The sequence below is a fragment of the Glycomyces mayteni genome (assembly GCF_042428885.1).
Classification (GTDB): Bacteria; Actinomycetota; Actinomycetes; order Mycobacteriales; family Micromonosporaceae; genus Glycomyces; species Glycomyces mayteni.
The window spans coordinates 114,957-128,049 of the sequence record NZ_JBHMBP010000006.1 but is presented as its reverse complement, the minus strand read 5'-3'; the positions used below and the strand labels follow the sequence as shown (position 1 = coordinate 128,049).

The following is a 13,093-nucleotide window of genomic DNA, read 5'->3' as shown; positions in this document are numbered from 1 at the left end:
GCGGTTCAGCGGTGGTGCGGCTCAGGTTCCGATACCGGGCTGCGGGCCGCTGAACCGGCTCAGGAGGGCCGGCACCGCGCGGGCGGGGTCGAGCCGGTAGTCGTAGAAGTCGCGCGGGTCGAAGCCCTCGCCCTGCTCGGTGATCAGGCCCTCGTCCCAGGTGCAGTCCACGGTGATGTTCCCGCGCTGGACTAGTTCGCCGTCGATCGTGTAGTACGGGTTGTGGACCCGCTCGAAGAAGCTGTTCTCGATGACGCCGTTGGAGAAGCCGCGCACGTAGTTCCCGTACGCGCTGACGTCCTGCAAGTGGTTGTTGTACATGTGCAGGTTCGCGATGTTGTCGGCGCTGGGGTTGCGCTGCACGGTGTCTCGGAACCAGTTGTGGTGGATGGTCATCTGCGCGGTGACGTTCGGGGTCCAGCCGATGCCGAACGTCTTGTTGTTCTCGTGCAGGCGGTTCCACGAGACGGTGAGGAACGTGGTGTCCTTGCGGGAGTCGATGAGCCCGTCGTTCATGCGGGTCAGGGTGTTGTGGTCGATCCAGACGTGGTCGGCGGTGTCCATCTGGATCGCGTCGAAGTCGAACTCCTTGTCGTCCGGGTCGTCCTCGGGCATGAGGGTGTCGCGGATCGTCAGGTTCCTGATGATGACATTGTGGACGCCCGCGGCGAGGAAGAAGCCGCCGCCGACGATCTGGCCGCGGGTGCCGACGCCGACGATCGTCTTGTTCGAGGCCACGCGGATCTCGGTGCCGCGCGGGGCGATGTCGATCGCGGCGGCGACGCGGATGACGTACGGCTCTGCGGCCGTGGCGTACCCGTTCAGGTCCTCCTGCGTGGTGACCGTGACGACCGCGCCTCCCGCGCCGCCGGTGGTCGGGCCGCGGCCGAGGCCGGGGAGGGACGCGAAGCCGTCGGCGCGGTCGGACCAGGGGCGTCCGGCGGCCTCCGCAGCGGCGGGGACGCCCGCGGCGAAGGCGCCCGCCACAGCGGCTGCGCCGAGCGTCCGGCGGGTCATTCTCGTTGTCTTCCAGGGGTTCACGCGAGGCTCCTTCGACTCGGGGAGGGCGGCGTCAGGGAGCAGTCTAAGCAGGTGGATCGATTAGGGTCAATGGATTGCCCTAATCTCGGACCAATTTTTTTCATGACTTGACATAACCTCGTCCCCGGTCGTAACCTGAGCGCCCAACCATCGAGTCCGATCGATACGCCGGGCCCCGGGCCCGCGTGAAGGGACCGCAAGCGTGACCACAGCACAACCCCCCTCCACCCCTCGGCGGCCGGTCAGCCGCCGCAACCTCATGAAGGCCGGCGGCCTCGGCCTCGCCGCGGCCCCCGCGCTCGCCGCCTGCGGCCGCGGCTTCGGCGGCGGCGGAGACGACGACTCCGGCGACGGCGTCACCCTCAACATGGTCTGGTGGGGCGACGCCACCCGGGCCGAGAAGACCCAGGCCGCCCTCGACGCCTTCACGGAGCAGAACGAAGGCGTCACGATCGAGGTCGAGTACCAGGACTCCGGCCCCTACCAGGACAAGCTCGCCACCCGCTTCGCCGCGGGCGACCCGCCCGACCTCATGGCCATGCGCATGGACTCGCTCCGCGAGTACGCCGACCGCGGCGCCCTCCTCGACCTCGCCGAGTACGCCGGGGACCTCGACCTCAGCGGCCTCAGCGACAACGCCGCGACCATCGCCGAAGTCGGCGACAGCACCTACGGCGTCCCCGCCGGGCTCAACACCATCGGCTTCGTCGTCAGGAAGGACTTCGCCGACCAGTACGGCGTCGCCGTCCCCGACGGCGACACGTGGTCCTGGGAAGACCTGGCCGCCTTCGCGAAAGCGATCACCGACGCCAGCGGCGGCGAGGTCTACGGCACCGGCTTCGAGGCCCAGACCCTCGCGAACATCCTCGTCTTCACCCGCCAGCGGGGCGAGGACTTCTTCACCGACGACGACCGGCTCGGCGTCACCGCCGCCACCGTCCAGGCCTGGTTCGAGCTCATCGACGGCATGCGCGCCGACGGCGGGTTCCCGCCCGCCGGGTTCTTCGAGAACATCGGCGGCTCCGCCGACCAGTCCTACATCGCGCAGGGCAAGCTCGCCTCGCAGATCATCCCCACCAACAATTTCCTCGGCTACAACGAGGCGTGCGGCGGGACGCTCGAACTGCTGCGCATCCCCGGCGAGACGCAGGGCGCGCGGCGCGGCCAGTCCATCGACTGCCCCCACCTGTGGTCCGTCGCGTCCGCCTCGAAGCACCCGGAGACCGCGCTGAAGCTCCTGGACTTCCTCCTCAACGACCCGGCCGCGTCCCTCGCGACCGGCACCACCCGCGGCGTCCCCGCGAACTCCGAAGTGGCCGAGGAGATCAAGCCCTCCCTGGAGCCGGACGACCAGCTCGCCACCGACTACCTCATCGCCCTCCAGGGCGAGGACCTGCCGCGCTCGCTGCTGTACCCGCCGGGCGGGTCCGCCGTGTTCGACTTCCTCGACGCGCTCGCGGTCGAGGTCGAGTTCGGGCGCGTCAGCCCGGCCGACGCCGCCGCGCAATTCATCGAGCAGGCCGAAGGGGCCATCGCAGGGTGAGCACCGAGACCGCCGTCATGCCGGAGGCGGACGTCCCGCCGGCCCCGGAAGGAGGGCGCCCGTCCGCAGGGCGCTCCCGGGGCCGGCGGGCGCGTAAGGACCGCGCCGGCTACCTGTTCCTGCTCCCGTGGTTCATCGGGATGCTGTTCACCGTGGTGCCGTTCTTCGCCTCGCTGTACCTGGCGTTCACGGACTACAACCTCCTCAACGATCCGAAGTGGATCGGCTTCGCGAACTTCACCGCGATGTTCCGCGACCCGGTGCTGCTCAAGTCGTTGCAGGTCACGTTCGTCTACACGTTCGTGTCGGTGCCGCTGTCGCTCGCGGCCGCGCTGGGCGTGGCGATGATCCTGAACAAGGGCATCCGGGCGCTCCCGGTGTACCGGGCCGTGTTCTACCTGCCCTCGCTCCTCGGCGCGAGCGTCGCGGTGGTCCTGCTGTGGCGCTACGTCTTCGGACTCGATGGGATCGTGAACGCGTTCCTCGGCTGGTTCGGGGTCCCCGCGATCGCGTGGACCTCCGACCCCGACTACGCGCTGACGACGCTGATCATCCTGCACATCTGGACGTTCGGCTCGCCCATGGTGATCTTCCTGGCGGGCCTGCGGCAGATCCCGGTCATGTACTACGAGGCCGCGGCGGTCGACGGGGCGTCGCGCTGGCGCCGGTTCCGCTCGATCACCCTGCCGCTCCTGAGCCCGATCATCTTCTTCAACCTGATCCAGTCGCTCATCGCGTCGTTCCAGACGTTCACGCAGGGCTTCGTGATGAACGACGGCGGCGGGGGGCCGGCGAACTCCACATTGTTCTACAACCTGTACCTGTACCAGCAGGGCTTCAACCAGTTCCACATGGGCTACGCCTCGGCGATGGCCTGGACCCTGCTGGTCATCATCGCCGCGTTCACCGCCCTGACGTTCTTCTCCGCGAAGTACTGGGTCAACTACGACAACTGAGGCCGCATAGATGTCAACGACCTTGCAAACGCCGAAGGCCCGGCCCGACGACGACGCGCTGATCGAGCGGTACGGTTCGAGCCGCAAGAGCCGCTTCGCCAGGCACCTCGCGCTGTGCCTGATCGGCCTGTTCATGATGTACCCGCTGCTGTGGCTGGTGTCGAGCTCGCTCAAGCCGAACGGGCTGATCTTCTCGGACCTGTCGCTGTGGCCGGCCGAGTGGAGCCCGCAGAACTACTCGGACGGCTGGACGGCCCTGGAGTGGGACTTCGGGGTGTACTTCTCGAACTCGATCATCATCGTGGTGCTCAGCATCGTGGGCAACCTGTTCTCGTGCTCCCTTGCGGCGTACGGGTTCGCGCGGCTGAACTTCACGGGGCGCAAGCTCTTCTTCGCGCTCATGCTCGGGACGATGATGCTCCCGGGGCACGTGCTGCTCATCCCGCAGTACATCCTGTTCGCGAAGCTCGGCTGGCTCAACACGTACTACCCGCTGCTGGTGCCGAACTTCCTGGCCACCAACGCGTTCTACATCTTCCTGATGGTGCAGTTCATGCGCCAGCTCCCGCAGGAGCTCGACGACGCGGCCCGGATCGACGGCTGCGGGCCGTTCCGCACGTTCTGGAGCATCATCCTGCCGCTGTGCCGCCCGGCGTTCGCCACCACCGCGATCTTCACGTTCATCTCGGTGTGGAACGAGTTCTTCGGGCCGCTGCTGTACCTGACCGACCCGGAGCTGTACACGGTGCCGCTGGCGCTGCGGCAGTTCGTGGACTCGGAAGGGCAGTCGCAGTGGGGGCAGATGTTCGCGATGTCGGTGCTGTCGCTCGCGCCGATCATCGGCTTCTTCATCGCCGGACAGAAGTACCTGGTCAAGGGCATCGCCACGACCGGGCTCAAATAGAGGGAACGCCTTGACGAATCCGCTCCACGCCGACGCCCGCGCAGGCGTGAATCCGATATGGACCGCCGACCTCGGCGACGGCACGTACCGCAACCCGGTCCTCAACGCGGACTGGTCCGATCCGGACGCGATCCGGGTCGGCGACGACTTCTACCTGACCGCCTCCAGTTTCCACCGCGTGCCGGGCCTGCCGGTCCTGCACAGCCGCGACCTCGTGAACTGGACGATCATCGGGCACGCGCTCACGAGGCTCGTGCCCGAGGAGGACTTCCGCACCCCGCAGCGCGGCGGCGGCGTCTGGGCCCCGGCCCTGCGCCACCACGCGGGCCGGTTCTGGATCGTGTACCCGGACCCGGACCGCGGTCTGTTCGTGACGAGCGCCGAGGACCCGGCGGGGCCTTGGTCGGAGCCGCTGCTGCTGAAGGGCGGCAAGGGGCTCATCGACCCGTGCCCGCTGTGGGACGAGGACGGTTCGGCGTACCTGGTGCACGGCTGGGCGAAAAGCCGGGCGGGGATCAACAACCGGTTGACCGTGCACCGCATGAGCAGTGATGCGACCGAGCTGCTCGATGAGGGTGTGGTCGTGATCGACGGCGACGCGCTGGACGGGTACCGGACGCTCGAAGGGCCGAAGTTCTACAAGCGCGACGGCTGGTACTGGATCTTCGCTCCGGCGGGCGGGGTCGCGGAGGGCTGGCAGTCGGCGTTCCGGTCCCGGGATCCGTTGGGGCCGTACGAGGACCGGATCGTGCTCGCGCAGGGTTCGACGGCGGTGAACGGGCCGCACCAGGGCGCTTGGGTCGATACGCGGGAGGGGGCGGACTGGTTCCTGCACTTCCAGGACAAAGGCTTTCTGGGGCGGGTGGTCCATCTTCAGCCGATGCGCTGGGATGAGGACGGCTGGCCGGTGATCGGCGACGGCGGCGAGCCGGTGCTCTCGGGAGAGAAGCCGATCCAGGGCGAGCCGGTGGCCGCGCCGGCTGCGGACGACGACTTCGCCGACGGGATCGGGCTCCAGTGGTCGTGGCAGGCGAACCCGGGTAAGGGGTGGATCGGCGGCGGCGGCGGCGACGACGACGGCGACGCGGTGCTGCGGTTGAACTGCGTGCCGGGACCGGTTGATCTGCGGTTCCTGCCGAACCTGCTGGGGCAGTTGCTGCCCTCGGACGACTTCCGGGCCGAGGTCGCGGTGTCGCTCGACGGCGCGGCGCCCGGCGACCGGGCCGGGCTCGCGATCGTGGGGGACACCTATGCGTGGATCGGGCTGGAGCGCAACGAGAACGGGACGCTCCTCGTACACCGCACCGCGGAGGACGGGGTCGAGACCGACGCGGTCGAACCGGTCGCGGTCGACGGCGCGGTGACGGTGTCGGTCGAGGTCGAGCCCGGCGGGCTGTGCCGGTTCGCGGCCGCGAACGGCGACGGGAGACGACCGGCGGCCGTCGGCGAACCGTTCCAGGCCACCGAAGGTCGCTGGGTCGGGGCCGCGCTCGGGCTGTTCGCGAGCGGCCGCACCGGAGGCGACGCCGCTTCAGCGGCAGGCGTCGGCGGCACCGGGACTCCCGGCACCGCCCCGGCCCGCGCCGCCACGCGCGGTGTCGAACCGGGAGCGGTCGAGGCGGTCGGTTCCGCCGCGTTCGGGCCGTTCATCGTCGGGGCGCGGTCGGGTGACCATGGATGACCAGGTCACGTATGTTCAGACGCATCCGTTGAGCCTCGGTGGGGCGACGGTGGCGGAGTACGTGTGGCATCCGCATCTGCCAAGCCTGTTGTCACCGCGGCCGTACCTGCATCCGGTGCGGACGCTCGCCGGGGTCGAGGTGACCGAGGCGATGCCCGTGGACCACCTGCACCATCTCGGAGCCAGCGTCGCCGTGCCCGACGTCGGCGGCGTCAACTTCTGGGGCGGGCGGACCTACGTGCGCGGCAAGGGATCGGTGCCGCTCCCGAACCACGGGGTGCAGCGGCACCACCGGTGGGAGGCGCGGACCGACGCGGTGATCGCGCATGAGCTGCGGTGGGTCGGGCCCGATGGGGCGACGGTGCTGCGGGAGCGGCGGCGGATCGCCGCGAGGCCGCTCGACGACCGGGCGTGGGCGCTCGACTTCCGGTACGCGCTGCACAGCGCCGCGGCCGGGCCGCTGGAGTTCTCTAGTCCGGGGGCGAAGGGGCGCGAGGGGGCCGGATACGGGGGGTTCTTCTGGCGGGCGCGGCGCGGGCTGCGGAGCGTGCGGATCCTCGGACCCGGGGCCGAGGGGGCGGCGCGGCTGCACGGGTCGCGCGGGAGGTGGGTCGCGTTGAGCGCCAGCGCGCCCGATCCGTGGACGCTGGTGTTCGTTGACGTTGCGGCCCAGGGCGACCCGTGGTTCGTGCGCGGGGACGACTATGTGGGGGTCGGGGCGTCCCTGGCCTGGGCGGAGGCGTTCTCGGTGGCGCCGGGGGAGGGACCGCGGCGTCGTATCATCACGGTAGTCGCGGACGGCGCGCTCGGGCCTCGGGAGGCCGAGGAGCTGGCGGCGGCGGTGTCCGCGGCCCCGGCGGAGCCCGGCCATGGATCGTAGATCCTATAGGATATCGGATTCGGGGGCCGGTATCGTACGGTCGGGACAGGCCGTTCTCTTGGGAGGCGCAATGGAGCACTCCGGCACGACGGGCTCGGTGGTCGCCGAGCGGCCCGACGCGCTCGCGCTGCACGTGGACGGGCGCGAGGTCGCCAGCTACGTGTGGAGCTCGCGCCTGCCCGCTTCGACCGCGCCCCGCCCGTACCTGCACCCCGTGCGCACTCTCACGGGCACCGTCGTCACCGACGCGCGGCCCCACTCGCACACGCACCAGCTCGGCATCAGCATCGCCGCGCCCGACATCGGCGGCCGCAACTTCTGGGGCGGACGCACCTTCGTCCCCGGGCACGGTCCCGCCTGGCTCGACGACCACGGCGCGCAGCAGCACCGCCGCTGGCTGCGGCACACCGAGTCCGAACTCGCGCACACCCTCAACTGGGTCGACCGCGACGGCGCCGAACTGCTCTACGAGCGCCGCGAGATCGCCTGCAACCCCCTCTCTCCCGGAGCCTGGACGCTCTCGGTCCGGACAAAGCTAGCCAACGCCACCGACAGTCCCCTCCAGATCCGCAGCCCCGCGGCCCTCGGCCGCGTCGGCGCCGGGTACGGCGGGTTCTTCTGGCGCGGGCCCTCGCGGTCCGAGCGGGTCCGCGTGCTCAGCCCCGCCGGGGACGGCGAGCGCGCCGTCAACGGCACCACCGCCGAATGGGTCGCCGTGTCCGGTGCGGGCCAAGGCGAATGGACCGTCGTGTTCGCGCCCGCCGACGCCGTCACCGCTGCCGACCGGTGGTTCGTGCGCTCCCGCGACTACCTCGGCGTGGGCTCCTCGCTCACCTGGGACCGTCCACTGGTGCTGGAGCCGGGCGGCGCCATCGCACGGCATATCCTCGCTGTCGTGGCGGACGGCACCCTCGACTCAGACGCGGCCGGCGCGCTGGCCGCGGCGGCGCGGTCCGCGCCGTGACCGGCGACCCCGCGCGCCAGGAGCGCCTCCGCGAACTCAATCTGGGCCTGGTGTTCCGCGAGGTCCTCGCCGCCGACGCCCCGCTCTCCCGCACCGAGCTGGCCGCGGCCACCGGCCTGACTCGGCCCACGATCACCCGGATCGTGGAGGAGCTGCTCGCCGGGCGGCTCGTCACCGAGACCGGCACCAACCCCGACGGCCGCGCCGGGCGGCCCCGCGTCGGACTCACTTTGTCGCGCACCGGGCCCGCGGGCCTGGGCCTCGACATCCGCTCCGACGGGCTCGCCGCGTGCGTCGTGGACCTGGCCGGGCGGGTGCGGCACCTCGCGTTCGCGCCGCTCACCGACACCGACGCGCCCGCGGTCCTCGACCGCTTGGGCCGCATGGCCGCCGAAGCGGTGACGGCCGCCGCCGCGGAGGACCTGACGGTGGTCACCGCGACGCTCGCCGTCCCGGGCCCCGTGGACGGCGGGATCGTGCGCACCGCGCCCGCGCTGGGCTGGCGCGACGTGCCCGCCGCCGAACTCCTCGACGCCGCGCTTGAGGGCCTGGGCCTCGCGACCGCCGTCGACTCGGAGGCGAACCTCGCCGCGCGCGGGGAGCTCCACGCGACCGGCGCCGACCGGACCCTCACTCACTTCGTCTACGTCTCAGGGGGACTCGACATCGGCGCGGGGCTCGTCATGGACGGGCGGCTTCTGCGCGGGGCCCGCGGGTGGGGCGGCGAACTCGGGCACGTCACCGTCGACCCGGAGGGGAAGCCGTGCCGGTGCGGGTCGCGCGGGTGCCTCCAGACCTATGCGAGCCTGCCCGCGCTGCTCGGCGGCGAGGCCGTCCCGGCCGGGGCCAGCCCCGAGTCGGTGATCCTCGGCCGCGCCGACGCGGGCCGCCCGGAGACCCTCGCGGCCCTGGAGACGGCCGCGAGCGCCCTCGGGGTCGCGCTCGCGAACGTGTGCAACCTGCTCGGGGTGGACACGGTGTTCCTCGGCGGGAGCTTCGCGCTCATGGACTCGTGGCTGTCGGCGGGCGTGCAGGCGGAGCTGTCGCAGCGGGTCCTGTTCGCGGACTGGGCGCCGGTCACGGTGCGGCCCGCGACGATCGGCCCCGACGCCGCCGCGATCGGCGCGGCCCTCGCCGTCGTCGACCGCATCAGCGCCGACCCGTCCGCCTGGCTGGCAGCGAATCGGTAGGCGGGCGCCGTACTACGGGCGGACGCCCGCGAAGGGCCCTTCCAGCGCGGCCCACTGGAGGAGCAGCACCGTCTTCGCGTCGGCGATCTCGCCGGTGCGGACCATGCTGAGGGCCTTGGTGAACGGGAGCTCCACGACGGCGATGTCCTCGCCTTCCTCGGCGACGCCCGCGCGGTCGGCGAGCGGAGCGGAGCCGTCGTACGGGGCCGCGAAGCAGTGGAGGCGCTCGGTCACCGAGCCCGGGGACATGTACGGCGCGAACACGCGCTGCGGCGATCCGATGGCGAGGCCGGTCTCCTCGGCGGCCTCGCGGCGGATGGCCTCCTCGGGCGCGTCGCCGTCGAGCAGGCCCGCCGGGACTTCGAGGAGCATCCCGTCGGGGTGCCCGTTGACGTACGCGGGCAGGCGGAACTGGCGCGTCAGGACGACCGTGCCGTGGTCGGCGTCGTAGAGGAGGACCGCCGCGCCGTCGCCGCGGTCGTAGGTCTCGCGCTGCTGCCGGGACCAGGTACCGTCGGGGCCGCGGTAGTCGAACGTGGTCTTGCGCAGCACGTACCAGTCGCTGGAGAGCAGCTCGACGTCGCGGATGCGCACGTCGGGGTTGCCGTCCAGGCCCCGTCCCTGCCGGTCGAGCCCGGTGCGGCCGCGGCGGTCCGGGGTGTCGATCCCTGCGGTCATCGCGAAGCCTCCTTTCGATCATGTGTGAATCTGTTCGATTTTGATGATACTTCGCGGGTTCCCGGGTCGCGCACGCCATGGTAGTGTCCGGTACATACCGACCAGACGGTTTGGAGTCGTGCATGCAGAGGTTCGCGGGCAGAGTCGCCCTCATCACCGGTGCGAGCAGGGGGATCGGCTTCGCCGTCGCCCGGCGGCTCGTGGACGAGGGCGCGTCGGTCGTCGTCACCGGCCGCGACGAGGAGGCCCTCAAGGCCGCCGTCGCCGAACTCGGCGACGAGCGCGCCGCCGGGGTCCCCGGGAAGGCCGACGACGGGGAGCACCAGGCCGCGGCCGTCGCCCACGCCGTCGAGCGGTTCGGCGGCCTCGACCACCTCGTCAACAACGCCGGGATCAACCCCGCCTACGGACCCCTCACCGGCATCGACCTCGACGCCGCCCGGAAGATCCTGGAGGTCAACGTGATCGCCGCGCTCGCGTGGACCAGCGTGGCCCTCAAAGCGGGGCGGCTGAAGTCGGTCGTGAACATGGCCTCGATCGCGGGCACCGCCGCCAGCCCCGGCATCGGCTTCTACGGGGTCTCCAAGGCCGCGTTGATCAACCAGACCCAGCAGCTCGCCGAGGAGCTCGCGCCCGCCGTGCGCGTCAACGCGCTCGCGCCCGCGGTCGTCAAGTCCCGCTTCTCGAAAGCGCTCTACGAGGGCCGCGAGGCCGAGGCCGCCGCCGCGTACCCGCTGGCGCGGCTCGGGGAGCCCGAGGACGTCGCCGGGCCGGCCGCGTTCCTGCTCTCCGACGACGCCGCGTGGGTCACCGGCCAGACGATCCTCGTGGACGGCGGTGCCAGCGCCCGCCTCACCTGGTGAAGGATGGAGCCATGAAGACGAAGAACGTCGCCGACGAGGTGCTCCGCGCGGCCCTCGAACTGTTCGCCGAGCAGGGGTACGCCAACACCAGCGTCCAGCAGATCGTGCAGGCCGCGGGCGTCACCAAGGGCGCCATGTACCACTACTTCACGTCCAAGGACGACCTGCTCTTCGCGATCTACGAGCGCATCCTGACCCTCCAGAAGCGGCGCCTCGACGAGATCACCGCCGCGGGCGGGGAGACCGAGGAGGTGCTGCGCGCGGTGTGCGAGGACGTGGTGGTGACCTCGATCGACTTCCTGTCCGAGGGCACGGTGTTCTTCCGCAGCCAGCACATGCTCACGCCCGAGCGGCAGGCGGAGGTCACGCGCCGCAGGCGCGAGTACCACGACAAGTTCGCCGAGCTGATCGTGCGCGGGCAGGAGGAGAAGCGGTTCCGCGACGACGTGCCCGTCTCCGTGCTCATCGCGCACTTCTTCTCCGACATCCACTACCTGTCGACCTGGTACTCCCACGACGGGCCCGAGAACGAGGCCGAGCTGGCCGCGCAGATCACCGAGCTGTTCCTGCGGAGCCTGCGGAGGGCCGATGGCTGAGACGATGCGCGCGTGGCGGATCGCCGCCTACGGCGAGCCCGCCGAGGTCATGGCCGTCGCCGAGGTTCCCGTGCCGGAGCCGGGGCCGGGCGAGGTCCTGGTGCGCGTTCGCGCCGTGGCCGTGAACTTCCCGGACGTGCTGCTCGCCCGCGGGCAGTACCAGGAGCGGCCGCCGCTGCCGTTCACGCCCGGCATCGAGCTGTGCGGCGAGGTCGCCGCGCTCGGGCCCGGCGCGGCGCGGTTCGCGGTGGGGCAGCGGGTGGTCGCGACCGCGATCGGCGTCATGGCCGAGTACGCGGCGGTCCCGGAGGCGTCCGTCCACGATGCACCCGAGACGCTGGACGACGCGGCCGCCGCGGCGTTCCTCATCGCGTACCAGACCGCCTGGTTCGGGCTCCACCGGCGGGCCCGGCTCCGGGCCGGTGAGCGGCTCCTCGTCCACGCCGCCGCCGGAGGCGTCGGCACCGCGGCCTGCCAGCTCGGCGCGGCGGCCGGGGCCGAGGTGACCGGGATCGTGGGCTCCGAAGCCAAAGCGCCCGTTGCCGAAGCGTCGGGGGCGTCCCGGGTGCTGCTGCGCGGCGACGACTGGATCGGCGCCGTCAAGGGCGACGGGGGAGCTGACGTGGTGTTCGACCCGGTCGGCGGCGCCGCGTTCACCGGCTCGACGAAGGCCGTGAACTTCGAGGGCCGGATCGTCGTGGTCGGCTTCGCCTCCGGGGAGGTCCCGCCCGTGCGCGCCGACCACGCCCTGGTCAAGAACTACAGCGTGCTCGGCCTCCACTGGGCCCTGTACCAGCGCCGCCGCCCCGACCTCGTGGCCGAGGCGCACGCGGCGCTGACCCGCCTCGCCGCCGAGGGCGCGGTGCGGCCCGTCGTCGCCGCCGCGGTGCCCTTCGCCGATGCGGCGCAGGCGGTCCAGCGGCTCGCCGACGGCGGGACCACCGGGCGGCTCGTGGTGGCGGTGGGGAAGTGAACGGCCTGGCCGGGCGCACCGCGATCGTCACCGGCGGCGCCCGCGGCATCGGCGAGGCGTACGTGCGGGCCCTCCATGCCGAGGGCGTGCGCGTCGTCATCGCGGATGTGCTTGCGGACCAGGGGAAGGCGCTGGCCGGGGAGCTGGACGGGGCGCGGTTCGCCGCGCTCGACGTGGCGGACGAGGCGGCCTGGGACGCGGTGGTGGCCGAGACCATGGACGCGTTCGGCGCGGTGGACGTGCTGGTCAACAACGCCGGGATCGCCAACGCCGCCCCGATCGAGCACTTCACGCTGGAGAAGTGGAACGCGGTCCTGGCCGTGAACCTGACGGGCACGTTCCTCGGGTGCCGCGCCGTGGTGCCCGCCATGAAGGCCGCCGGGCGCGGGTCCATCGTCAATGTGTCCTCAGTGGAGGGTCTGCGCGGTTCCGAACGGCTGCACGGGTACACGGCTGCGAAGTTCGGGGTCCGCGGGCTCACCAAGTCCCTCGCCGTGGAGCTGGGCCCGGCCGGCATCCGCGTCAACTCGATCCACCCCGGGTTCATCCGGACCGACATGACGGTGCGCATCGACCCCGACCGGCTCCAGATCCCGCTCGGTCGCCCCGGCGCGCCCGGCGACCTCGCGGGGGCCGTGGTCTTCCTCGCCGGGGACGCCTCCGCGTACCTGACGGGCGCGGAGATCGTCGTGGACGGCGGCATGACCACAGGCATCCCCCACTCCTGAGCTGCCACGACACCTGCAACATATCGAAATGGATTCACTGTCCTCACCACATACCGTCCGGTCGGTATCTGAGGTATGGTGAGACCACCCCGACCC

Annotated in this window: 13 protein-coding genes; 11 read left to right on the top strand and 2 right to left on the bottom strand. The window is 71.6% G+C overall.

Going from position 1 to position 13,093, the window contains the following annotated elements; all coding sequences use genetic code 11:
- Positions 1–21: 21 nt before the first annotated feature.
- A complete protein-coding gene (locus tag ACFFXY_RS24920) occupies positions 22–1,017 on the bottom strand; it encodes a pectate lyase family protein (protein WP_382356962.1) in 996 nt (331 codons plus the stop codon).
- A 226-nt stretch (positions 1,018–1,243) separates the two neighbouring features.
- Between ACFFXY_RS24920 and ACFFXY_RS24915 the strand changes: the two genes are divergently transcribed.
- The 7 genes from ACFFXY_RS24915 (at position 1,244) to ACFFXY_RS24885 (ending at position 9,159) form a co-directional block, all read left to right on the top strand.
- Positions 1,244–2,584 carry an ABC transporter substrate-binding protein gene (locus ACFFXY_RS24915; protein ID WP_382356960.1) on the top strand — a complete coding sequence of 447 codons (1,341 nt, stop codon included), beginning with the start codon at positions 1,244–1,246 and terminating at the stop codon, positions 2,582–2,584.
- On the top strand, positions 2,581–3,540 hold the full coding sequence (locus tag ACFFXY_RS24910) for a carbohydrate ABC transporter permease (RefSeq protein ID WP_382356958.1): 960 nt from the start codon (positions 2,581–2,583) through the stop codon (positions 3,538–3,540). The genes ACFFXY_RS24915 and ACFFXY_RS24910 overlap by 4 nt, the downstream gene beginning before the upstream one ends.
- Positions 3,541–3,550: 10 nt before the next feature.
- Positions 3,551–4,444, top strand: coding sequence for a carbohydrate ABC transporter permease (locus tag ACFFXY_RS24905; RefSeq protein WP_382356956.1), 894 nt, complete (start codon positions 3,551–3,553; stop codon positions 4,442–4,444).
- Positions 4,445–4,454: 10 nt separating this feature from the next.
- The gene (locus ACFFXY_RS24900) at positions 4,455–6,125 is read left to right on the top strand and encodes a glycoside hydrolase family 43 protein (RefSeq protein WP_382356954.1); all 1,671 of its coding nucleotides are present in this window, start codon (positions 4,455–4,457) and stop codon (positions 6,123–6,125) included.
- A complete protein-coding gene (locus ACFFXY_RS24895; protein WP_382357007.1) occupies positions 6,118–7,005 on the top strand; it encodes a DUF6807 domain-containing protein in 888 nt (295 codons plus the stop codon). The genes ACFFXY_RS24900 and ACFFXY_RS24895 overlap by 8 nt, the downstream gene beginning before the upstream one ends.
- 70 nt (positions 7,006–7,075) lie before the next feature.
- The gene (locus tag ACFFXY_RS24890; protein ID WP_382356952.1) at positions 7,076–7,969 is read left to right on the top strand and encodes a DUF6807 domain-containing protein; all 894 of its coding nucleotides are present in this window, start codon (positions 7,076–7,078) and stop codon (positions 7,967–7,969) included.
- Entirely contained in the window at positions 7,966–9,159 is a 1,194-nt protein-coding gene (locus ACFFXY_RS24885) for an ROK family transcriptional regulator (protein ID WP_382356950.1), read from the top strand. The genes ACFFXY_RS24890 and ACFFXY_RS24885 overlap by 4 nt, the downstream gene beginning before the upstream one ends.
- Before the next feature lie 12 nt (positions 9,160–9,171).
- Here ACFFXY_RS24885 and ACFFXY_RS24880 read toward each other — a convergent pair whose 3' ends face one another.
- On the bottom strand, positions 9,172–9,837 hold the full coding sequence (locus ACFFXY_RS24880; protein ID WP_382356948.1) for an NUDIX domain-containing protein: 666 nt from the start codon (positions 9,835–9,837) through the stop codon (positions 9,172–9,174).
- 122 nt (positions 9,838–9,959) lie between these two features.
- Between ACFFXY_RS24880 and ACFFXY_RS24875 the strand changes: the two genes are divergently transcribed.
- Genes ACFFXY_RS24875 through ACFFXY_RS24860 form a run of 4 tightly spaced genes read left to right on the top strand, consistent with a single transcriptional unit; the run spans position 9,960 to position 12,997 of the window.
- Complete coding sequence (locus ACFFXY_RS24875; RefSeq protein ID WP_382356946.1) at positions 9,960–10,700, top strand: SDR family oxidoreductase; 741 nt, start codon at positions 9,960–9,962, stop codon at positions 10,698–10,700.
- An 11-nt stretch (positions 10,701–10,711) separates the two neighbouring features.
- On the top strand, positions 10,712–11,296 hold the full coding sequence (locus ACFFXY_RS24870) for a TetR/AcrR family transcriptional regulator (RefSeq protein ID WP_382356944.1): 585 nt from the start codon (positions 10,712–10,714) through the stop codon (positions 11,294–11,296).
- Positions 11,297–11,300: 4 nt separating this feature from the next.
- Entirely contained in the window at positions 11,301–12,269 is a 969-nt protein-coding gene (locus tag ACFFXY_RS24865) for an NADPH:quinone oxidoreductase family protein (protein WP_382357005.1), read from the top strand.
- Positions 12,266–12,997, top strand: a complete 732-nt coding sequence (locus ACFFXY_RS24860; protein ID WP_382356942.1) for a glucose 1-dehydrogenase — start codon at positions 12,266–12,268, stop codon at positions 12,995–12,997. Before ACFFXY_RS24865 ends, ACFFXY_RS24860 begins: the two co-directional genes overlap by 4 nt.
- The last annotated feature ends 96 nt before the right edge of the window (positions 12,998–13,093 follow it).